The 20,306-nt window shown below is 31.9% G+C and carries 17 protein-coding genes; 15 read left to right on the top strand and 2 right to left on the bottom strand.

Going from position 1 to position 20,306, the window contains the following annotated elements; genetic code table 4:
- Window positions 1-24: 24 nt before the first annotated feature.
- Window positions 25-1,101 carry a flavodoxin-dependent (E)-4-hydroxy-3-methylbut-2-enyl-diphosphate synthase gene (gene ispG, locus ABWU82_RS02570; RefSeq protein WP_353289938.1) on the bottom strand — a complete coding sequence of 359 codons (1,077 nt, stop codon included), beginning with the start codon at window positions 1,099-1,101 and terminating at the stop codon, window positions 25-27.
- A 130-nt stretch (window positions 1,102-1,231) separates the two neighbouring features.
- Here ispG and rpmG point away from each other — a divergent pair, with 130 nt between their 5' ends.
- From rpmG to ABWU82_RS02530, 8 genes are all read left to right on the top strand, one after another.
- A complete protein-coding gene (gene rpmG, locus ABWU82_RS02565) occupies window positions 1,232-1,396 on the top strand; it encodes a 50S ribosomal protein L33 (RefSeq protein WP_353289937.1) in 165 nt (54 codons plus the stop codon).
- A 6-nt stretch (window positions 1,397-1,402) separates the two neighbouring features.
- Window positions 1,403-2,461: a M24 family metallopeptidase gene (locus ABWU82_RS02560; protein ID WP_353289936.1), complete on the top strand. Its 1,059-nt coding sequence runs from the start codon at window positions 1,403-1,405 to the stop codon at window positions 2,459-2,461.
- A 15-nt stretch (window positions 2,462-2,476) separates the two neighbouring features.
- Entirely contained in the window at window positions 2,477-2,875 is a 399-nt protein-coding gene (locus ABWU82_RS02555; protein ID WP_353289935.1) for a cytidine deaminase family protein, read from the top strand.
- A gap of 19 nt (window positions 2,876-2,894) precedes the next feature.
- Window positions 2,895-4,547: a phospho-sugar mutase gene (locus ABWU82_RS02550; RefSeq protein ID WP_353289934.1), complete on the top strand. Its 1,653-nt coding sequence runs from the start codon at window positions 2,895-2,897 to the stop codon at window positions 4,545-4,547.
- A 3-nt stretch (window positions 4,548-4,550) separates the two neighbouring features.
- The gene (locus ABWU82_RS02545) at window positions 4,551-4,958 is read left to right on the top strand and encodes a hypothetical protein (RefSeq protein WP_353289933.1); all 408 of its coding nucleotides are present in this window, start codon (window positions 4,551-4,553) and stop codon (window positions 4,956-4,958) included.
- Between the two features lie 321 nt (window positions 4,959-5,279).
- Window positions 5,280-6,737 carry a putative cysteine peptidase gene (locus ABWU82_RS02540; RefSeq protein WP_353289932.1) on the top strand — a complete coding sequence of 486 codons (1,458 nt, stop codon included), beginning with the start codon at window positions 5,280-5,282 and terminating at the stop codon, window positions 6,735-6,737.
- A gap of 45 nt (window positions 6,738-6,782) precedes the next feature.
- Entirely contained in the window at window positions 6,783-7,328 is a 546-nt protein-coding gene (locus ABWU82_RS02535) for a hypothetical protein (protein ID WP_353289931.1), read from the top strand.
- 80 nt (window positions 7,329-7,408) lie between these two features.
- A complete protein-coding gene (locus ABWU82_RS02530; protein ID WP_353289930.1) occupies window positions 7,409-7,984 on the top strand; it encodes a hypothetical protein in 576 nt (191 codons plus the stop codon).
- 133 nt (window positions 7,985-8,117) lie between these two features.
- Here the strand turns inward: ABWU82_RS02530 and rlmH are convergent, their stop codons facing one another.
- Window positions 8,118-8,600, bottom strand: a complete 483-nt coding sequence (rlmH, locus tag ABWU82_RS02525) for a 23S rRNA (pseudouridine(1915)-N(3))-methyltransferase RlmH (protein ID WP_353289929.1) — start codon at window positions 8,598-8,600, stop codon at window positions 8,118-8,120.
- A 66-nt stretch (window positions 8,601-8,666) separates the two neighbouring features.
- On the opposite strand from rlmH, the gene ABWU82_RS02520 reads away from it, so the two are divergent.
- The 7 genes from ABWU82_RS02520 (at window position 8,667) to rpoB (ending at window position 20,290) form a co-directional block, all read left to right on the top strand.
- Window positions 8,667-9,434 (top strand): triose-phosphate isomerase family protein, encoded by a 768-nt coding sequence (locus ABWU82_RS02520; RefSeq protein ID WP_353289928.1) that lies wholly within the window; start codon window positions 8,667-8,669, stop codon window positions 9,432-9,434.
- A gap of 23 nt (window positions 9,435-9,457) precedes the next feature.
- Complete coding sequence (gene gpmI, locus ABWU82_RS02515; RefSeq protein WP_353289927.1) at window positions 9,458-10,966, top strand: 2,3-bisphosphoglycerate-independent phosphoglycerate mutase; 1,509 nt, start codon at window positions 9,458-9,460, stop codon at window positions 10,964-10,966.
- A 147-nt stretch (window positions 10,967-11,113) separates the two neighbouring features.
- Window positions 11,114-12,214, top strand: a complete 1,101-nt coding sequence (locus ABWU82_RS02510; RefSeq protein WP_353289926.1) for a hypothetical protein — start codon at window positions 11,114-11,116, stop codon at window positions 12,212-12,214.
- A gap of 73 nt (window positions 12,215-12,287) precedes the next feature.
- Window positions 12,288-13,601 (top strand): phosphopyruvate hydratase, encoded by a 1,314-nt coding sequence (gene eno / locus ABWU82_RS02505; RefSeq protein WP_353289925.1) that lies wholly within the window; start codon window positions 12,288-12,290, stop codon window positions 13,599-13,601.
- Window positions 13,601-14,500 carry a 6-phosphofructokinase gene (locus tag ABWU82_RS02500; protein WP_353289924.1) on the top strand — a complete coding sequence of 300 codons (900 nt, stop codon included), beginning with the start codon at window positions 13,601-13,603 and terminating at the stop codon, window positions 14,498-14,500. The genes eno and ABWU82_RS02500 overlap by 1 nt, the downstream gene beginning before the upstream one ends.
- Window positions 14,501-14,514: 14 nt before the next feature.
- Window positions 14,515-15,930 carry a pyruvate kinase gene (gene pyk / locus ABWU82_RS02495; RefSeq protein ID WP_353289923.1) on the top strand — a complete coding sequence of 472 codons (1,416 nt, stop codon included), beginning with the start codon at window positions 14,515-14,517 and terminating at the stop codon, window positions 15,928-15,930.
- 130 nt (window positions 15,931-16,060) lie between these two features.
- Window positions 16,061-20,290: a DNA-directed RNA polymerase subunit beta gene (rpoB, locus tag ABWU82_RS02490; RefSeq protein WP_353289922.1), complete on the top strand. Its 4,230-nt coding sequence runs from the start codon at window positions 16,061-16,063 to the stop codon at window positions 20,288-20,290.
- The last annotated feature ends 16 nt before the right edge of the window (window positions 20,291-20,306 follow it).

Genomic DNA, 20,306 nt, shown 5'->3' with positions numbered 1-20,306 from the left:
ATCCAGAAGGCTTTTTACTAGTGATTAATGAGTCTTTTGTCATTCGGCTCACATTTCATCAATTAACAATTTTAATTCGTTAAACAATTCTGATTCAGGCACAGTTTTTAAGATTTTTCCTTTCTTAAAAATGATACCTTTTTGTGAACTACCAGCAATTCCGATATCAGCTTCTTTACCTTCGCCAATACCGTTAACAATGCAACCTAAAATAGAAATTTTTAATGGGAAGTTCATGTCTTTGGTGTATTCGCGAACTTGTTCTACAATTGGGAACATATTGTAGTTTAAACGACCACAAGTAGGGCAACTGACAATGTCCACCATATCATTTCTAATTTTTAGGCTGTTCAACAATTTCTTAGCAACTTCTACTTCTTTTACAGGATCATCGGTTAAAGAAATCCGAATAGTGTCACCAATACCATCTAGTAATAATGGAGTTAAACCTACAACAGACTTTATTGTACCGTCTAATAAAACACCAGCTTCAGTCACACCTAAGTGTAATGGATAGTCAAAGGTTTCACTAGCTAATTTGTAGGCTGCAATCATTAACAATGGATCACTTGCTTTTAAAGAAACAACAATGTTGTCGAATCCTTCACTGTTTAATAAGTTAATGTAGCGTTCGGCAGCTTTGACCATACCGACAGCACTTACTCCATATTCTTTTAGAATATCTTGGGGTAAAGAACCACTATTAACACCAACTCTAATAACAGTGTTATGTTCTAACGCTTTTTCGACAATTAACTTTAGTTTCTTAGGGTCGTCTAAATTACCGGGATTTAAACGAATTTTGGGAATTCCGGCTTCAATAGCCTGAATAGCAAATTCAAAATTAAAATGAATGTCGGCCACTAAAGTTAGTGGACTTCTTTTTTGAAGTTCGATTAAAGCATCGGCATCGGCTTTATCGAAGACTGCAACTCTTACATAATCACAGCCGTTATCTTTTAAACGAACGATTTGATTTAAGGTATTTTCAATTTCGTGTGTTTTTGTAGTAGTCATAGATTGGACTAGAACCCGGTTTTGTCCACCCAGTACTATATCACCAAAACGCACTTGTTTTGTGTTTTTTCTAGTTATTTTCATTACAAATCCGAAATATCTTACATATTTGTTATAATTATAAAAGTATTTTAAGAATTTTTAAGTAACATTCTTATATAATCAAAAATACATACTTTTTATACATGCATAACGATAGTAGAGGTGAAATTACATGGCAATTAAAAGAGGAATTAGAATGCAATGTTCTGAATGCAAGAACATTAACTATTTGACTAAGAAAAATGCAAAAAACAATCCAGATAAATTAAGTTTAAGTAAATACTGCAACAATTGTCAAAAAGCTACTGTCCACAACGAAATTAAAGCTAAGAAATAATCAATAATGAACAAAAGAGAATTACTAGCTGAATTTTTAACTAAATCAGGTGTGGATGGCTGTGCATTTTTAAGTGACGTTAATCGTTACTGATACACAGGCTTTATGTCAACGGCTGGCTATATCTTTGTGAATAAAAACGGTCGTTCAATTATGTTAATTGACGGCCGTTATTTTTTCGCAGCTAAAGACGCCGTAAAAAATATTGATGAAGTAAGACTATTGGACGGTAACTTACTTGGCAAAATTGAAGAAATTCTAAAAGAATTAGAAATTACTTCATTAGCATTATCTGCAGAATACACAAACCTTGAACAATTAATTATGTTCAAGAAAATTAATGGATTGAAGATTTCAGATTTCAAATCTGGTTTACTAAGACAAGTAAAAGAAGAATCTGAATTAGACAGTCTTAGAAAAGCGGCTGATATTGCTGCTTTAACTATTGAATGAATTAAAACACAAAACATTGTCGGTTTAACAGAAAAACAAGTAGCGACAATGATTACCATTCATATGTTGGAAATGGGTGCTGAAAAGAACTCATTTGAACCGATTGTTGCCAGTGGGGTGAACGGTGCAGTGCCTCACCACCATTGTTCTGACAAGAAAATTGAAGATGGAGACATGGTAACAACCGATATTGGATGTATTGTTGACGGTTATTGTTCAGATATTACTAGAACTTTTGTCGCTGGCGATATTACAAAAGCTAATCCAAAAATGATTGAAATTTACAATGTAGTCTTAAAAGCTCAAAAATTAGGAATTGAAAAATCTGAAATGGGCTTAACTGGGGCTGACATTGATAAAATCGTTCGTGATGTTATTGATGAAGCGGGTTACGGTGAATACTTCACACACTCAACTGGTCACGGTGTGGGTATTGAAGTACACGAATTCCCTTGAATTTCAAAAAATTACAATGGCGAAATTAAAGATTTTTCTGTCTTCACAATTGAACCAGGAATTTATGTTCCAGGTTTAGGTGGAGTTAGAATCGAAGATACTATTTGCTTAGTAAACAACAAAGTAGAAGTATTAACAAGAAAAGCAGAAAAATAAGAGGCTAAACAAATTATGAATAAACATCAGTCAATGTTTTTACAACTAAAAGAATTACAAAAAAATTCTGTTGCTACTTTTTCTAATTATAAAGTAGCAGCAATTATAGAAACAGATGCTGGTGAATTCAAAGGGGTTAATGTTGAACCTAGTGTGATGAACTTAGGCGTATGCGCCGAAAGAAACGCACTATTTTCAGCATTAACTTTTGGTTCTAAGGTACTTAAAAATGTCTATCTATTAACAGACTCTGTTGGTAGTTTTGGCTCTCCTTGTGGGGCGTGTAGACAATTACTATTAGACTATGCCAATGAAGACACTAACATCATTATGTTTAATCTTGATGGTGAATATCAAGAAGTGAAACTTTACGATTTAGTACCAATGATGTGGACTAAATCAGAATTAAATTAGGATAGAGGAGAAACAATCAATGAATAAGATTTTTGATTTATGGAAAAATCATCATAGAGTTTCTAAAGAATTAAAACAAGAAATGGAATTGATGAACGAAGAAGAAGTAAGTGTGGCTTTCAATGAAGCTGAATTAGGTTTTGGTACTGCAGGATACAGAGCTAAAATGGGTCCTGGTAACCACTACTTAAACGAATTAACTTACCAACAATTAACGGAAGGTTATGCAAGATTTTTAGTAAATAAATTTGGTAGCAAAGCTAAAGCATTAGTTGTCCACGACAACAGAAGAAACGCTAAATTATTTACTAATATCGCTGCTAATACGTTAACTTCATACGGTATTGAAGTATTTTTAACTGAAAATAACGAATTATTACCGACTCCAATTGCATCTTACTTGATTCCTCATCTAGGTTGCCACGGAGCAATTAACATTACTGCTTCACACAACCCAAAAGAATATAATGGATTTAAATGTTACGACGAAACTGGTTGTCAAATGCTACCAGAAGACTCTAAAAAAGTGATCGAATTTATGCCCACTTGAGCAGAAATTTTAGATAAAAATATCGTCGCTGAACCTTCATTAATCCATGAACTAGACTCAAGTTTAATTGAAAAATACTTTGTAGAAGTACAAGAATATTTAGACATTAAACCAACTGATAAACCAATCAAAGTGGTTTACACTTCAATGCACGGTACTGCCTCAAAATATATGCCCGACTTCATTAGAAGTTTAGGTCATGAATGTATCGTCGTTGAATCACAAACATATCCTGATGAAAACTTCACTAATACACCAATTTGTAATCCTGAAGACCCTCGTGCTTTAGAACAAGCTGTTAACCTAGCAAACCAAGAAAATGTTAATTTAATTTTTGCGACTGACCCTGATGCTGATAGATTAGGCGTTGCTGTTAAAAAAGACGGTCAATGAATCTTCTTAAATGGTAACCAAGCTGGTATCATTGAAACTTACTACAGAATTAAACCATTATCTGAAAAGTATTCTGGTACTCCAGTTGTTATTAGTACTTACATTTCTACTAACCTAATTGATAGAATTGCAAAGGCTTACAACGGTAAAGTCATTAGAACAGCTACTGGTTTTAAATGAGTAGGCGACCAAATTAATAAATTAACTAAGAATGATGTTTATGTTAATGGTTTTGAAGAAGCTATTGGAGCTTTACCAACCGCTTTAAACAGAGATAAAGACTCATTCCAAACTGCAGCTTTAATTTTAAAAATCGTGTCTGAATATGCAGAAAAAGGCATGGATTTAATCGATATTTTAGAAAAAGAAATCTACCCAACTTACGGACACTGATATGGAGTGACAACTTCATTAATCATCCCAGGTTTAGACTGAAAAGTAAAAGCAACAAAGATGATGAACCAATTAAAAACGTTTGATCAACCACAAATCTTGAACCGTAAAGTGACAAAAGTGGTTTACAACGAAGCTGGTAGTTGCTTAGAATATCATTTTGAAAATGATTCATGAGTAAAATTTAGATTATCAGGTACTGAACCGAAATTTAAAATTTACACAAACTTATACGATGACAATTCTTTAGGGGTTTATGACCCAAACATTTCTTTACAATTAGAACAAGAATCTAAAGCAATTGTGCAATTTATTTCTAACTTCTTAGGAATCTAAGATATGACTAAAAAAGACGCTGTTTTATCGATTTTATATAGATTGATTAAATATACAAAGTTGATTAGCGCCATTTCATGTTTATCACTTGTAGCGATTGTCTTATTCCCAATTTTTTATACAATTAGAGATCATGTCAAACCTGCTGAAGGGTTATACATTGCTTTCTGTGTGATTTGAGTGTTAACTTATGTCACTTGTATTGCGATTGGCGCCTTCTTTTACATTAGGCATATCCAAAACATGGAACTAATTTTAAAGAATTACTTAAAGACACTAACGATTATCACGATTGTGTTCCCATATTTTGTCAGTGTATTCTTATACTTTAGAATTAAACATTTAACCGAAAAAGTGAATAACAATGTGATTGTGGTAGAACCACAACAACCAGACATTAAACATGAATAATAAAAGCTAGCGCTTTTTATGAAGTGCAAAAATAAGATACTCTTTCAAGAAATAAGGAGTATCTTTTTTGTTGCTTTAGTTGTTTTATTTGAGAGATTTTACGGTTTGAAAATGTCTTAAATAAGGATTAAATATTAATATGTTAATTTGCTTATACTATTAACAATTCATTTATAAAAATAGCAATAAAATTATTTTGTAAACTAGATGTTTACTGTACTTGACTAATATAATATTTGTCATTTATAAATTAAAGATTCATATTTATTTGTGAATATCTATCTTATAAATAACATAAAAATAAGGAATATTTAAAATATTATGAAAAATAAAACCAAAATTATTTTAGGTTCTCTAGGTATGTTAGCGATTACTACTCTAGGGACGATAAGTGTTTTAAATTGTACAAATCATGTAACTGTACAAAAAAATAAAATTAAAGAATTATCTAACGTAATTAGAGCGGAAAATAAAGATAATTATAATTTTTTAGTAAAAAGTGCTATTTTAAACATTAATAGAATTACTAATAAGAAAAATCTAGTTCTTTTCACTAAAGTAATTAATGATATTCATAAACGAAAATTACTGTTAATAGATTTTGTTGAAGCTACAACAATTATTGATTTAAAAACAAGTTTAACCTTAGAAATTAAATTTAAAGGACTTCCATTTTTTTGTAAAAATGAAAATTTAATTTATGGTGGTCGTTTAGGTATTTTAAAAATTTTAGAAAATAACAGATATTCTACTATTGATTCTAAAATTACTAAAATATATAATACACAAGACTTATTAAAGAATGCATTAGAAATTAGAAATGATATTAAGCCTTCTATTATTCTCAATGAATACCAAAAAAGAAAAAATATTATTGATGGTGAACTTAATAAAAGTTTAATGTTGCCTACAAATTTAACTTGTGCTCCATTTGTTCCCTCTAATCATTCTCATATTTACTACAATAGATATGGTAAATTTAATATTACTTATCAAGTACCTTACTCTTGATGATTTGCTTCTAGAGATTCTTGACAAGATGTTGGTTATGTTGATACGCATTACTTGGGCTACAACTATACAGAAGGATTATGCGAATATGTTGCTTTGGCCAATATAATGCTTTACGAACAATTATTTATAGATTCTTCTTTATTCACTAATTCAGAGTTTAATAAATATTTTAATGAAAATACAAATCCAAATTCAATTGAAAATACAAGTCCATATTTTAAACAATATGCTAAATCTAACCCTAGTAAAGGGCTTGTTTATGATTTATGAAAAAATGCGAATTATTCTTTAAATTTAACTAATGGTGGATGGCTAAAGGAATCGTTATTGAAATTTTTAAGACAGGAAGATAATTCAGAAGCAATACATACATGAGAATGTAATTATAAATATGGCGGATATTGAAGAGCTTGAAATAGTGTTACTCACGGTATACCTTGCATTTTAGGTTCAGCACCATATAGTGCTCAATCACCGCATGGTTGACCATATCATGCATATACTGTATATGGTTATGATAATCCGACTAACTGTTTTTTGGTGACAATGGACTTTGGACAACCAGATGCAACTTCAGTTTTATACAGCTATTATGTAGGAGCTTTAGGTTCTTATTGAGTAGAACTGCACCCTAAAAACAACTTTAATTCTCCTTCAAAAAATCTAAAAAAAGTATTTTATTGAAATGGAAATTGGTATACAGGACCAGGAATTAATAACATTATTTTAAAAGAAGGAATTGCATATGATGATGCTGAAAATTAAATTAAATAAAAACTATAATAAGCATTTGTCATATAAAAATAAATTATGAAAATAAATAAAAAAACCAAATATTGATTGATTGGCGGAATTGCCGCAGCAGCTACAATGATTACAATTCCTTTGTTAACTACTTCTTGTAGCATGGTCGGTGATTTAGCCCCAGCTGAATATGGTCCTTATAAAACAATTCCGACCACTATGACTGCTGATGTATTAGTACATAAATTTAAAAATCAAACGGTGGAAGCAAAATATGTGCCGTGTGTACAATATTGAAGCTTTGAGTATTCTTTAGCACACGAAAAAACTTTAAAAGGCATTTTATTGGGTTATATTAATGATAATTTAGGCTTTAAATCTTCAAGAAAAAACCATTTTTATTGAAGTCCAAGTTGGTTAAAAAACTTAAAATTGGAAATAGCACCAATTAAGGAAAAACAAGAGTATAAATTAACATTATCATTAATGTCTGGGCCTAATTTAAGTATCACAACCGCTCATGATCCACTATATCTTGTAGGATTTCAAAATAACGAAGTTTCTAGCGAAACTCAGAATCAGAATAACCAGTATTTAAGTTTATACAAATAAATACAAATTAATAATATTATTTCAAACCAAGTAATTGCTCATCATTTTAAAAATAGTCAAATATATCAGGAAAATTTGCTGTGCAACTAACTAAAAGAACAAAATATTGATTAATTGGTGGAACAGCAGCTGCTGTCACAATGATTACGATCCCTTTATTAACTACGTCTTGTGGGATGACACAAGATTTACCGCCCTGAAGATTGGGTCCGTGAAAGAATGTTCCAAGTAACATTACGGCTGATAAAATTGTGCAACAATTTTCTAATAAAAATATAAAAATACAAGCTGTGGATACTGTTTCAAACTGAAGTTTTGCGTACTCTTTAAATAATCAGAAAACATTAGCAGATTGCTTGCAAGAGTACATTAATTTTCAGTTATATACTTTTAATGAACACAATAAAACCTTTCAATGGACGATGAGTTGACAAAAAAATTTAGAAATTAAATTAACGCCAATTAAAGAAAAACAAGAGTATAAATTAACGTTATCATTGATGTCTGGACCTCATTTAAAAGTCACAACTGCTAAAGATTACTTATATATAACAGGTTTTCAAAATAACAAGGTTTCAAACCAAAATAACTTAGAAAAAGTGAAATATTTTAGTTTATATGTTCAGTCATCATTAACGAAAAATATCCTTCATTAATAAAAATGAATATAAAAAAGAACGCCCCACGAAATAAAGGGGCGTCCTTTTTACATGTATAGATATCTAAATTCTGAAATCATAATTTCAGATTAATCATTAACTGGTTTTAACGTTTCAATCGGTCCTTCTTTTATTTGTGATACTTTTGGTTGTTTAAAATTTTAAATCCACGATAAATTTGTTCAAGTAAGATTACCCGCATTAATTGGTGAGGGAATGTCATTTTACTAAAACTAATTTTTTCGTCACATAATTGGTAGAAACGGTCATCTAAACCGTTACTACCACCGATTACAAAGACTAAATTAACTTTAGATGAACCAATTCACTTATCTAATTTATGAGCAAATTCTACACTTTCATATTGTTTACCATCGATAAATAATCCAATAGTATAGCTAGAAGAAAAATCAATTTTTTCTACAAAACGTTTGTATTCTTTGTCTTTAATTTTATCGATAGCACCTTGAGATAAATTTTTAGGCTCAGGCTCTTCTTTTAATTCAATAATTTCTAATTTAAAAAATTGTTGGATTCTTTTAGAATAATCAGCAATGGCTTTTTTTAAGTAGTCTTCTTTAATGTTTCCAACGCACGCAATTTTAATTGTCATATACTAAACCTCGCTACTTTTTTAAATTATAATTAAATAAAATTTTCTAAAGGAATTATTGTAATTATGAAGAAATATTTAATCGCAAATTTTAAAACTCATAAATCTAACAAAGAAATTACTGAATACTTTTCTGGGCTAAACGGTTTTTTAAGTGAACACGCCTCTGTTAAAGATAATTTAGACATTGTTTTAATGATCAATCACTTACACTTATTACACGCTAAATCATTAGCACAAGAATTTGAAGTGGGTAGTCAATCTGGCGACGCAAACGGTCACGGTTCTTTTACTTCTAGTGTTTCAATTCAAGAAATTTCAGAAGAAGATGTGAGATACATTATTTTAGGTCACGCCGAAGAATTAGCCTTCTTTCATGAACACGCTAAATCAATTAACAACAAAATTCGTATGGCATTAGACAACCACATGAAAGTAGTGTTATGTTTTGGTGAATCGGTAAGAGATGAATTTGAAGATACTGTTGCTCACTTAGAAAAACAATTAAAAGAATTGTTAGAAGGTTTAACTTCAGAACAAGTGAAACAAATTGTGTTAGCTTACGAACCAAGATGAGCTATCGGCACTGCTGAAGCTATTGGCCAAGATATAGCTAACGAAATTATTTACGCAATGAAAAAATTTATTGCTCGTGAATACGAAGCTAAAGTACAAATTTTATACGGTGGTAGCGTAAAACTAGAAACTCTTGAAGGCTTTATGGTAGCACCACATATTGATGGTGTCTTAATTGGTCGTGAATCATTGGATTTAAATAAATTCCAAAACATGATTAAAGTAGCTAACGGATCAATGTTAGAAATTAAAAAATAATAGAAGAATGTGTGGATAACTACATGAAAAAAACAGTATTAGTGATTTTAGATGGCTTTGGTTTAGGTGAAGATAATTTAGAAACCAACGCTATTGCAAAAGCTAAGACTCCATTTTTAGATGCTGTCAAAGAAAAATACCATTACGCAAAGTTATTAGCTTCTGAAGAAGCGGTAGGAATTGCTAAAGGTCAATTTGGTAACTCTGAAATTGGACATATGACAATTGGAGCTGGACAAGTCATTTATGGTGTAGGCGAATACGCTACCAAATTAATTGATGACAACCAGTTTGAAGAATATTTACTACAACAAGCTTGAGTTCAACAAGTCTTAAAGGAAAAAGACACTAAAGTCTTACATCTTTGCGGATTATATTCTTCTGGTGGCGTTCACTCGAATAAAAAACATTTAGATGCGATAATTCAATTATTTGAAAAATACGGTGTCAGAATGTCGTTAAATTTATTCTCTGATGGTCGAGATACGAGTAAGTTCGTCTTTTATGATGATGTAAAAGAATTGTTAAGTTGAATTAAACCAACTACATGAATTTCTTCAGTTTCTGGTAGATACTTCGGTATGGACCGCGACCAAAGATGAGAAAGAACTAATTTGGCGTTTGATGCAATTACAGATAAATTAAATCAAACACAAACGGTTTTAGAATACATTCAAGCACAATACAATTCTGGTAAAGATGACGAATTCATCGAACCAGCTTCTTTCCATAAAGATGGTTACCAAATTCAAACTGGTGATACATTATGTTTCTTCAATTTTAGAGCAGATAGAATGAGACAAATGTTCCATAAGTTTAAAGAAACTAATTTATACGACAAACAATTATGTCAGTTTGAAGATTTAAACGTAATTAGCATTTGTGAATACAGCAACACAACACCAGACCACGTTATGTTTGAAAAAGTGATTGTACAAAATACATTAGGTAGTGTTTTAATTGATCACAAGGTAAAACAACTGAGAGTTGCTGAAACAGAAAAATTTGCTCATGTGACATTCTTCTTTGATGGCGGTAGAGAAATAGTTAACGATTTGCAAAAGCATATTTTAGTACCTTCTCCAGCTGTTAGTACATACGATTTGCAACCAGCTATGTCAGCAGAATTAATCACAGACACAATCATTAAGTCAGTAGATGAATTTGAAGTTTGCGTAGTAAACTACGCTAATGCTGATATGGTTGGACATACAGGCAACTTCGAAGCAACAGTAGAAGCGATTGAAGTATTAGATAAAGAACTGGCAAAATTGTATAATACAATAGTGGAAAAATACGACGGTAATATGCTAATTACTGCAGACCATGGGAATGCCGACTGTATGTCTCGTGATCACGTCGTTGTAAAAACACATACTGTAGCTCCAGTGCCATTTATTGTAATGTCTAACGGTTTTGATTTAGTCGAAACAAATGGTTCTTTACAAGATGTTACACCAACAATTTTATACATGTTGGGCATTGAGAGACCTACAACAATGACGGGAAGGGTTTTAGTAAAAAAGAAATAAGTTATGACATCCAAAATATTAGATTCGACAATCGAATACAAACAGAAATTACGCGAAAGGTTTAAACTAAGAGATTACGCCACATCACTAGCTCACCTTTCTTTATTGTTTACCATCATTGCTATTTGTTGAATTTTCATTAACTTTATGATTCCAGCTAATGGGGCCATTAGTTTTAATGATTATGTTAACAGTACAGGATTCTACGCTGTTAAATACAGCTCCGATTTTAGCAGTTATTCTATTAGCTTAACTTCATCAGGAATCGGTATTATTATTTGATCATTTATTTGCTTAATCGTGTACGCCTTAACCGGTGCTTCACACGCTTTAAGAGGCAAATATAATCGTCAATTAACAAAAGAAACTGGCGAAAAGAAGAGTATGAAAGAAAGAGCTCCCGGTTTAGTGGTAATGGTAACTTTCTTATTCTTCTTAAGTGTGACTTTTATTTTATTTGTGTTTATGTTAGTAATTCCTAACGTGGCGGAAATTGCTAAAATGCACCATGCACAACAAGAAATTCAAACTGCTTTAGCAGCTAGTTCTGATAGTAATGTGCAACCCTTAATTGATTTATGTAATAAGTACAAAATTGCACATACAGACAATACTTACGGGGTTTTAAGAAGTGCTTTAACTAGCTACAACCCTTTAAAAACTGTGTGATTCACACCGTTCTATAATTGAGAACCAACACAATTTGCAGTAAGAAAAACTTCAATCGATGCTGGTATTGTGTTATTCTCATTAGCTTTAATCTTCTTAACATTAGCTTGATTAATTTCATTAAAAATGAAGAAAAACTTAAAGAAAGTTAGTGCTGAAGAAAAAGTTTCAATGAAAGACTTGATTGCACAATATAAAGCTGCAAAACAAGAAAGAAAAGTCTTGAAACAAAACAAGAAAGAATTATTAGCTAAAGAAAACGAATTGTTAAAGAACCTTTATGAAATTGATAAAGATTTAAACACTAATAATTCTGATAACTTAACACCAATCCAAAAAATTAACCAACAAGAATTGGAAGAAAAGTTAGCTAAGAACAACGAATTAAAGAAGCAATTAGAAGAATTAGCCCAAAGAAAAGCAGAGTTAAAGAAACAAAGCATCAGCAACAGTAAAATTAAATCTGCTTTAAATAAAGCACAAGAAAATAACTCAAGAGTTCAAAGAAACAAAAAGCAAGAAATTGCTGTTCCAGACCAAGAGTTAGAAGAAATTTTCAAAAGTTTAGATATTGATTAAAGAAATGAGACTATGGTTTATAAAATTAAACTATAGTCTTTTTTTATTAAACATTATTTAAGGAGGAAAAAAGATGTTCGAAAATAAATTACAAACAGTAATTAAACAAGTAAAAGCTTACCAAATTTATGACTCAAGAGGCTACCCCACTGTAGCGTGCGAAGTGCAATTAACTAGTGGTCATAAAGGTTTAGCTTGTGTCCCATCAGGGGCTTCTACTGGCGAAAAAGAAGCTGTAGAATTAAGAGACCAACAAACTGCTTGAATGGGTAAAGGGGTTAACCAAGCTGTTGCAAACGTAAACCAAATTATTGCACCTAAATTAATTGGCTTTGACCCTTTTAAACAAAACGAAATTGACCAATTAATGATTGAATTGGACGGAACAGATAATAAAGCTCGCTTAGGAGCAAACGCAATTTTAGCTGTATCATTAGCGGTCTGCAGAGCAGCAGCTAGTGCTTGCGGTGTAGAACTTTACAAATACTTAAGAACTAATTTATATAACCTAACAACAAATGCATACGACGCAGTTTTACCATTAACTAATGTTATTAACGGTGGTCAACACGCTAACAACAACTTGGACTTCCAAGAATTTATGTTAGTACCATTAAAACCAACTTCTTGAAACGAAACTTTAAAAATTACTTCTGAATGTTTCTTAAGTTTACAAAAAATCTTAAAAGACAACCATAAATCTATCGCTAAGGGTGATGAAGGCGGTTTCAGTATTGATTTTGATAATCTAGATGAAGTCTTTGAATTATTATTACAAGCAATTCAAAAAGCTAATTACATCCCTGGTGTAGATGTAGGTATTGCTTTAGATGTTGCTGCTAGCGAATTCTACGATAACGGTGTTTACAATTTACATTACGGTAACGAATTGAAAAAATTAAGTTCTGACGAATTAATCGTTATTTATGATGAATTATTAAAGAAATACCCAATTATCTCTATTGAAGATCCATTTGATGAAAATGACTGAGCTGCTTACAGTAAATTTACTGAATTATACGGTCACAAAATTCAAGTAGTCGGCGATGATATTTACTGTACAAACAAATTGTTGTTGCAAAAAGGTATTGACTTAAAAGCAAGTAATGCTATTTTAATTAAATTAAATCAAATCGGTACTTTAACTGAATGTTTAGAAACAATTAAACTAGCACACGACAATGGCTTGAGAACTGTTATTTCTCACCGTTCAGGTGAAACTGAAGATACATTTATTGCGGATTTAGCAATTGCTGTAAACGCTCAACAAATCAAAACTGGTAGCATGTCAAGAAGTGAAAGATTGGCTAAATATAACAGAATTACTTACATTAATGAATTGGATGAAACACTAGTTATTCCAAACTGAGAAGAATTATTAAAATAATGAAAATTGGAATTTTAACTTCAGGTGGCGATGCCCCTGGCATGAACGCGTGCATTGTTGCATTAGTACAAAATTTAAAATTACAAAACCACGAAATCTTTTTTGTTAATCGTGGTTTTCAAGGGTTATTAGATAATGATATTGAATTAGCTAACCTTAAAGACCAATATTTGGCTCCGTATTATTTTTTGGCTGGTAGCTTAATTTGTTCTAGTCGTGCATTAACATTCGCTCAAGATGTAGATATGGCGGTTGCAAACGTGCGTCAACATCAATTAGATTTGATTATTGTAATTGGTGGTAGCGGTAGCTATTTAGGTGCTAAATTGCTAGCAGAAAAACAAGTGGCTACTTTATTTATTCCAGCAAGTATCGATAATGATGTCGATATGTCTGACACTTCATTAGGTTTTAGCTCCGCTTGCCAAGAAGTGGTAAATGACTACGTAAAGATGATGAGCACCACTGTTACTCATAAAGGTATTTGCTTTATGGAAGTGATGGGTAGATATTGTAAAGATTTAGCAGAAACTAGTGGATTAGCAGTAAATGCAGACTTAACTATCACTAGCGGTATGAGTCACATCGATTATGCTCAAGTTGCACAAGATTTAATTAAAATTTATCAAACCAAAGGTAGTGCAATGGTTGTGGTATCAGAACACACTGTTTCTGAAGAAAACCAAAACTATTTATTACATACGTTAGAACAAGAATTGCACCTTAAACCGAGATGGTTTGTCTTAGGACACCTACAACGGGGAGCTACTCCTAACTATATTGATTTAAAGTTAGCCAATGAGTTAGCACAAAAAGCAGCACAAGCTATTAATAATCTACAAATAAACATAGCAGTAGTTGTGGACAATCACAAAATTACAATTAAACCAATTTTATAAAGTGAGGTGAAAAAATGAATTTATTCAACAAAACTAAATTAGTAATTACATTAGGTCCTAGCACCGATAAATTATGAACTTATAATCGTGAAACTTTAACTATTCAAGATTACGCTCAAGCAAAAGCAAACTTTTTAGCAATGAGTGAAGAAGGGGTAAATGTTATGAGATTTAACTTATCTCACGAAACGTTACCGGTTCACGAACAAAGATTAAATTTAATTAGAGAAATGAACCGCTATGCGGTTACTCCAGTAGCTGTTTTATTTGACACTAAAGGCCCAGAAATCCGGGTAAACCAAATTCAAACGACTAATTTAGAAATGAACTTAATTAAGTTTAATGATGAAGTAACCATTACATGTTTTAATCCTGACACATTAGGAAACGGTAAACAATTTAATGTTTCAGACTCAACTAAAACTTATAACATGGCCCAAGACTTAAAACTAAAGCAAAAAATTTATTTAGATGATGGTAAGTTAGTTTTAGAAGTTAAAAAATTAGATGTAAATCAAGGGATCATCAAAGCGGTTTCTTTATCACAAGATTATTACATTAAATCAAACAAGAGAATTAATTTAGTAGGTACTAATTACTCATTACCATTTATGAGTGATTACGACAGAAAATGTATTGAATGAACCGCTCAAGTCAATGCAGAATTTTTAGCTCTATCATTTGTATCTAAAGTAAGCGAAGTGGAAGAAGTCAAACAATTATTAAAAGCGACTAATCCAGATTGCACAACTAAAGTGATTGCTAAAATTGAATCTTATGAAGCAATTACTAATTTAGAAGAGATTGTGCAAGCTACCGATGGCATCATGGTTGCTAGAGGCGATCTAGCTTTAGAAATTGGGTTTGAACACGTTCCTTACTACGAAGAACAAATTTTATATTTAACAAATAAATATAATAAGTTTGCAATCGTAGCAACCCAAATGTTAGATTCAATGGAAACTAATAATTTACCAACGAGAGCAGAAGTAACTGACTGTTATTTTGCTGTCAAACTATTAGCGGATGCCACAATGACATCTGGTGAAACAGCTTCTTCTCAAGACCCAATGAATGTCATTAAAACAATGAAATTCTTGACTAATACAGCAGAAACTTATAACCGGGCACATACCCAAAAAATTTATACAGATTTTAAAATTCCTGCATTCTATGAACCGTTAATGAATAAGTTATTCCAACTAATTAAGAACCAAGAAATGGTTATTTTGAAAAATTTCTCTGATAAAGAATTGCAAATTATTAGTAAATTAAATTGCAATTGTCGTTTCTTAATTTTAGATAAGCTAGAAAACTTAAAATTAAACCAAAATCTCTACCGGGACGTAACTTTAGTGAACGAAGAGGTTTGAAAAAAACATAAAAATTTTGACAAAAATATTGCAATTATTGATCAAAAAGCGATCTAGTGTGGTATAGAAAAATTCGAGAAAAAAACGCGTATGTTGTATAATTAATAAAGTATTATTTATATGCGCGTTTTTTTGCGTCTAAATGACTAAAAATACGTTAAAAATTCTCTATAAATTCGAGGTTAAAATGAAAAAAAATAATCAGTTTGAAAATCACAAATACTCTAGCAAAGTAATGCGTCGTGATTACTCAAAAATTAAAACCAATTTTGAATCACCAGATTTATTAGCAACTCAAAGAGACTCATTTGCAAGATTCTTAGAAGAAGACTTAAAGTCAGTTGTAACAAGCATCTTCCCAATCGATTCTCCTCAACAAAAATACCAAATTAGAGTTAATGATATTAAACTAGGTGAACCACACCGTACTGAAGAAGAATGTCGTGACGAATCTAAGACTTACGATGCTTCATTACACGTTGACTTAGAATTGGTTAATAACGAAACAGGTGAAGTAAAGAAAGCCAAAGTAACTAAAGACGGCGTAAAAGGGATTTTCTTCGGTAACATTCCTTTAATGACTGATAAAGGTACTTTCGTAATTAACGGTATCGAAAAATTTGTTATTGCACAAATTATTAGATCGCCTGGAATGTACGTTTTAAACAAATCACAAATTAAATTAAATAACTCAAGAAAAAAAGTATTGCAAGGTAACATTTGCGAACTTTTACCATACAAAGGAACATTAATGTTAATCAACGTTCCCGAAAGTAAAGCTGCTGATAGTGATAAAGTAGTACAAATTACTGCAAGAAACGCATCTGGTGAATCAGCTGCTGTATTCTTAACTACATCATTATTAAAAGCCTACGGTTTAACTAATAACGAAATTAGAGAAATTTATAGCGAAGAACCTAACATTCTTGCCACATTAGAAAATGAAAAATACAACGCTAATGACGTATTAGACTTCCCTGACATCATCAACATTCGTAGTGAATTACAAGAAGAAAGACACAACGGCGAAGTCAGAGAATTTATTCTTAATAAAGGTGCTCCAATTGAAAGAAAACTTAGAAGATTATTATTGGAATACATCGAATTAGAAGAAGAAAATCAACAATTAAAAGAAGAAGAAAACACAGAACAATTAACTATTAATAATGAATTAATCAGTAATTTATTAGACAAAATTGTGACTGAAAAAGCCGCTAAAGATGTGGCTAACGAATTAGGCTTAAACAGTAAAACTTTAGAAAACCAAGTTTCTGAAGCAAACATGTGTTTCCAAGCTTTAGTAGTAATCCACTTATTCAACCAACGTTACTACGATTTAAGTTCAGCTGGTAGATACAAATTCGACCGTAAATTACGTTTAACTGAACGTTTATACCAAAGAGTATTAGCTGAAGACTTATACGATATTAACGGTAAGAAGTTATTAAGCAAAGGTGACTTATTAGGTAAAGAACAAATCGATATCATTAAAGCTCACTCAAAAGCTAAGACTTTAAAGAACTTCCACGAATTAACTATTAAAAACGCTTTCACAGATTTCGAAGAAATTAGTGATGCAGAAAAATTACAATCTTCAGTTTTAAGCTACGAAAGAATTTTAGTTCGTGCTGATAACGAAAAAGAAGATTCAGTAACATCAATCGTTGGTTTAGGTGCTGCTGAACGTACTAACACATTAACAATTTCAGATATCGTTGCATCTATTTCATACGCATACAACTTAATGTCTGACATTGGTGACTTCGATGACATTGACCACTTAGGTAACAAACGTCTAAAATTAATTCACGAACAATTAAAGAACCGTTTACAAGTGGGAATGTTAAGAATCGAAAAGAGTATCCGTGAAAAATTAGCAATTGCTGACGGTAACAACAACGAAACAACAGACGAAGACGGTCAAAAGAAAATGTCAATTACAGTGAAATCTGTAATTAACACAAAACCATTCCAAATTATCTTAAAAGACTTCTTCAACTCATACCAATTAATTCAATTTATTGACCAACAAAACCCATTATCAGAATTAACTAACAAACGTAGAATTAGTGCCATGGGTCCTGGTGGTATTTCAAGAGAAGACCCTAACTTAGACATCCGTGACGTTCACTACTCACACTATGGTAGAATCTGTCCAATTGAAACTCCTGAAGGTATGAACATTGGGTTAATTATGTCATTAGCTTCATTCAGTAGAGTAGATGAAAATGGTTTCATCATGACTCCTTACAGAGTAGTTAAAAATGAAGTTGTAACAGACGAAATTAAATGATTAACTCCATTACAAGATGACGAATACATCATCGGTGAATCTAACGTTGAATTAGACGAAAATAACAAGATCTTAAACGAAAGAGTTATTGCTAGATACCGTGGTTCATCTGACTTATACGAACCTAAGAGATTAGACTTTATTGATGTATTACCTAAACAAGTAGTATCAGTTGCTGCTTCATCAATTCCATTCTTAGAAAACGATGACGCCAACCGTGCTTTAATGGGTGCGAACATGCAACGTCAAGCTGTTCCATTAGTAAAACCTTACGCTCCTTGAGTTGGTACTGGTAGTGAATACAAAATCGCTCACGACTCAGGTATGGCATATGTTGCAAAAACTTCAGGTACAGTTACAGCTGTTGATGGTAAACAAATTACTGTAACAGACGAAGATGGCAACAAACAAACAAGAAAATTAATTAAATTTAGAAAATCAAACCAAAACACATGTATTAACCAAACTCCTATCGTGGAACTTGGTCAAAAAATTGCTAAAGGTGATACTTTATCAAATGGTCCAGCTATGCAAAACGGTGAATTAGCGTTAGGTAGAAACATGTTAGTAGGTTTCACAACTTGAAACGGTTTCAACTTTGAAGACGCCATCATTTTATCTAAACGTTTAGTACAAGATGATGTTTATACTTCAATCCATGTTGACGAATACACATTACAATGTTTAGTTACTAAAAACGGTGACGAAGAAATTACACGTGATATGCCAAACGTGTCTGATAACGCAAAACGTTTCTTAGACCAAGACGGTATTATTATGGTTGGTGCTGAAGTTAAAGAAGGCGACGTATTAGTAGGTAAAATTACTCCACGTGGTCAAGTTGACTTATCACCTGAAGAAAAATTACTTCAAGCAATCTTTGGTGACAAAACTAAGAACTTCAAAGATTCTTCATTAAAAGTTCCACACGGTGGTGAAGGTATTGTTGCTGCTGTTAAACGTTTCAACAACACTGATGAAGAAAACAGTGATTTAGGTGATGACGTAATTGAAGTTGTAAAAGTTTACATCGTTCAAAAACGTAAAATCCAAGTTGGTGACAAGATGGCCGGTCGTCACGGTAACAAAGGTATTGTTTCAAACATTGTTCCAGTAGAAGATATGCCATTCTTAGAAGATGGTACGCCATTAGACGTATTATTAAACCCATTAGGGGTACCAAGTCGTATGAACATTGGTCAAATTCTAGAAATTCACTTAGGTTTATCTGCAAGAGAACTAGGTAAAAAAGAATTATTAAGAATTGCTTTTGAAAAATTAGGTCACGAAGAATTAGTAGCTCGTTACGGTTTAAGAGAATGTGTTGCTGAAAAGTTATACGCAAGAATCTTAAAATTAGTAGCTGAAGCTGACGTGAAAACTTACGAAGCTCTAATTGAAAAAGTTAATACATTCGACTTAATCATTGCGTTAAACGATTTAGGTTTAACATTTGCTGATATTGGTTACAAAGTAGCTACTCCAGTATTTGAAGGGGTAAACCACGGTAACTTAGAAGACATCATGAGAGAAGCTGGTATTGACCCAATCCAAACTAAGGGTAAATTCAAACTTCGTGATGGTAAAACTGGTGAATACTTCGACGGTGACATCTCTGTTGGGGTAATGTACATGTTAAAACTAGACCACATGGTTGACGACAAGATCCACGCTAGATCTGTAGGTCCTTACAGTAAGATTACTCAACAACCACTTGGTGGTAAATCACAAAACGGTGGTCAAAGATTTGGGGAAATGGAAGTTTGAGCATTAGAAGCTTATGGTGCAGCTCACAACTTACACGAAATCTTAACTATTAAATCTGACGACGTTCGTGGACGTAACTTAACTTACAGCTCAATCATTAAAGGTAACGAAATCCCTTCAGGTGGTACTCCTGAATCATTCAAATTGTTAACAAAACAATTACAAGGTTTAGGTCTATACTTAGAAGTTATCGACTCAGACGATAAAGAAACTGACATCAATGATTACATTAGTCATGAATCAGAAGATGACAAAAAATTCGAAGAAATTAGTCATGAAACTGAAATGGAAATCATCAGCAGCACTAGACCAAGTGATGACGATGACGATGATGACGATATCGACGAAGAAATTTAATAAGGAGTTTCTATAA

It is taken from the genome of Ureaplasma ceti, from assembly GCF_040369755.1.
GTDB lineage: Bacteria > Bacillota_I > Bacilli_A > Mycoplasmatales > Mycoplasmoidaceae > Ureaplasma > Ureaplasma ceti.
This window is presented reverse-complemented; position numbering and strand designations above follow the sequence as displayed.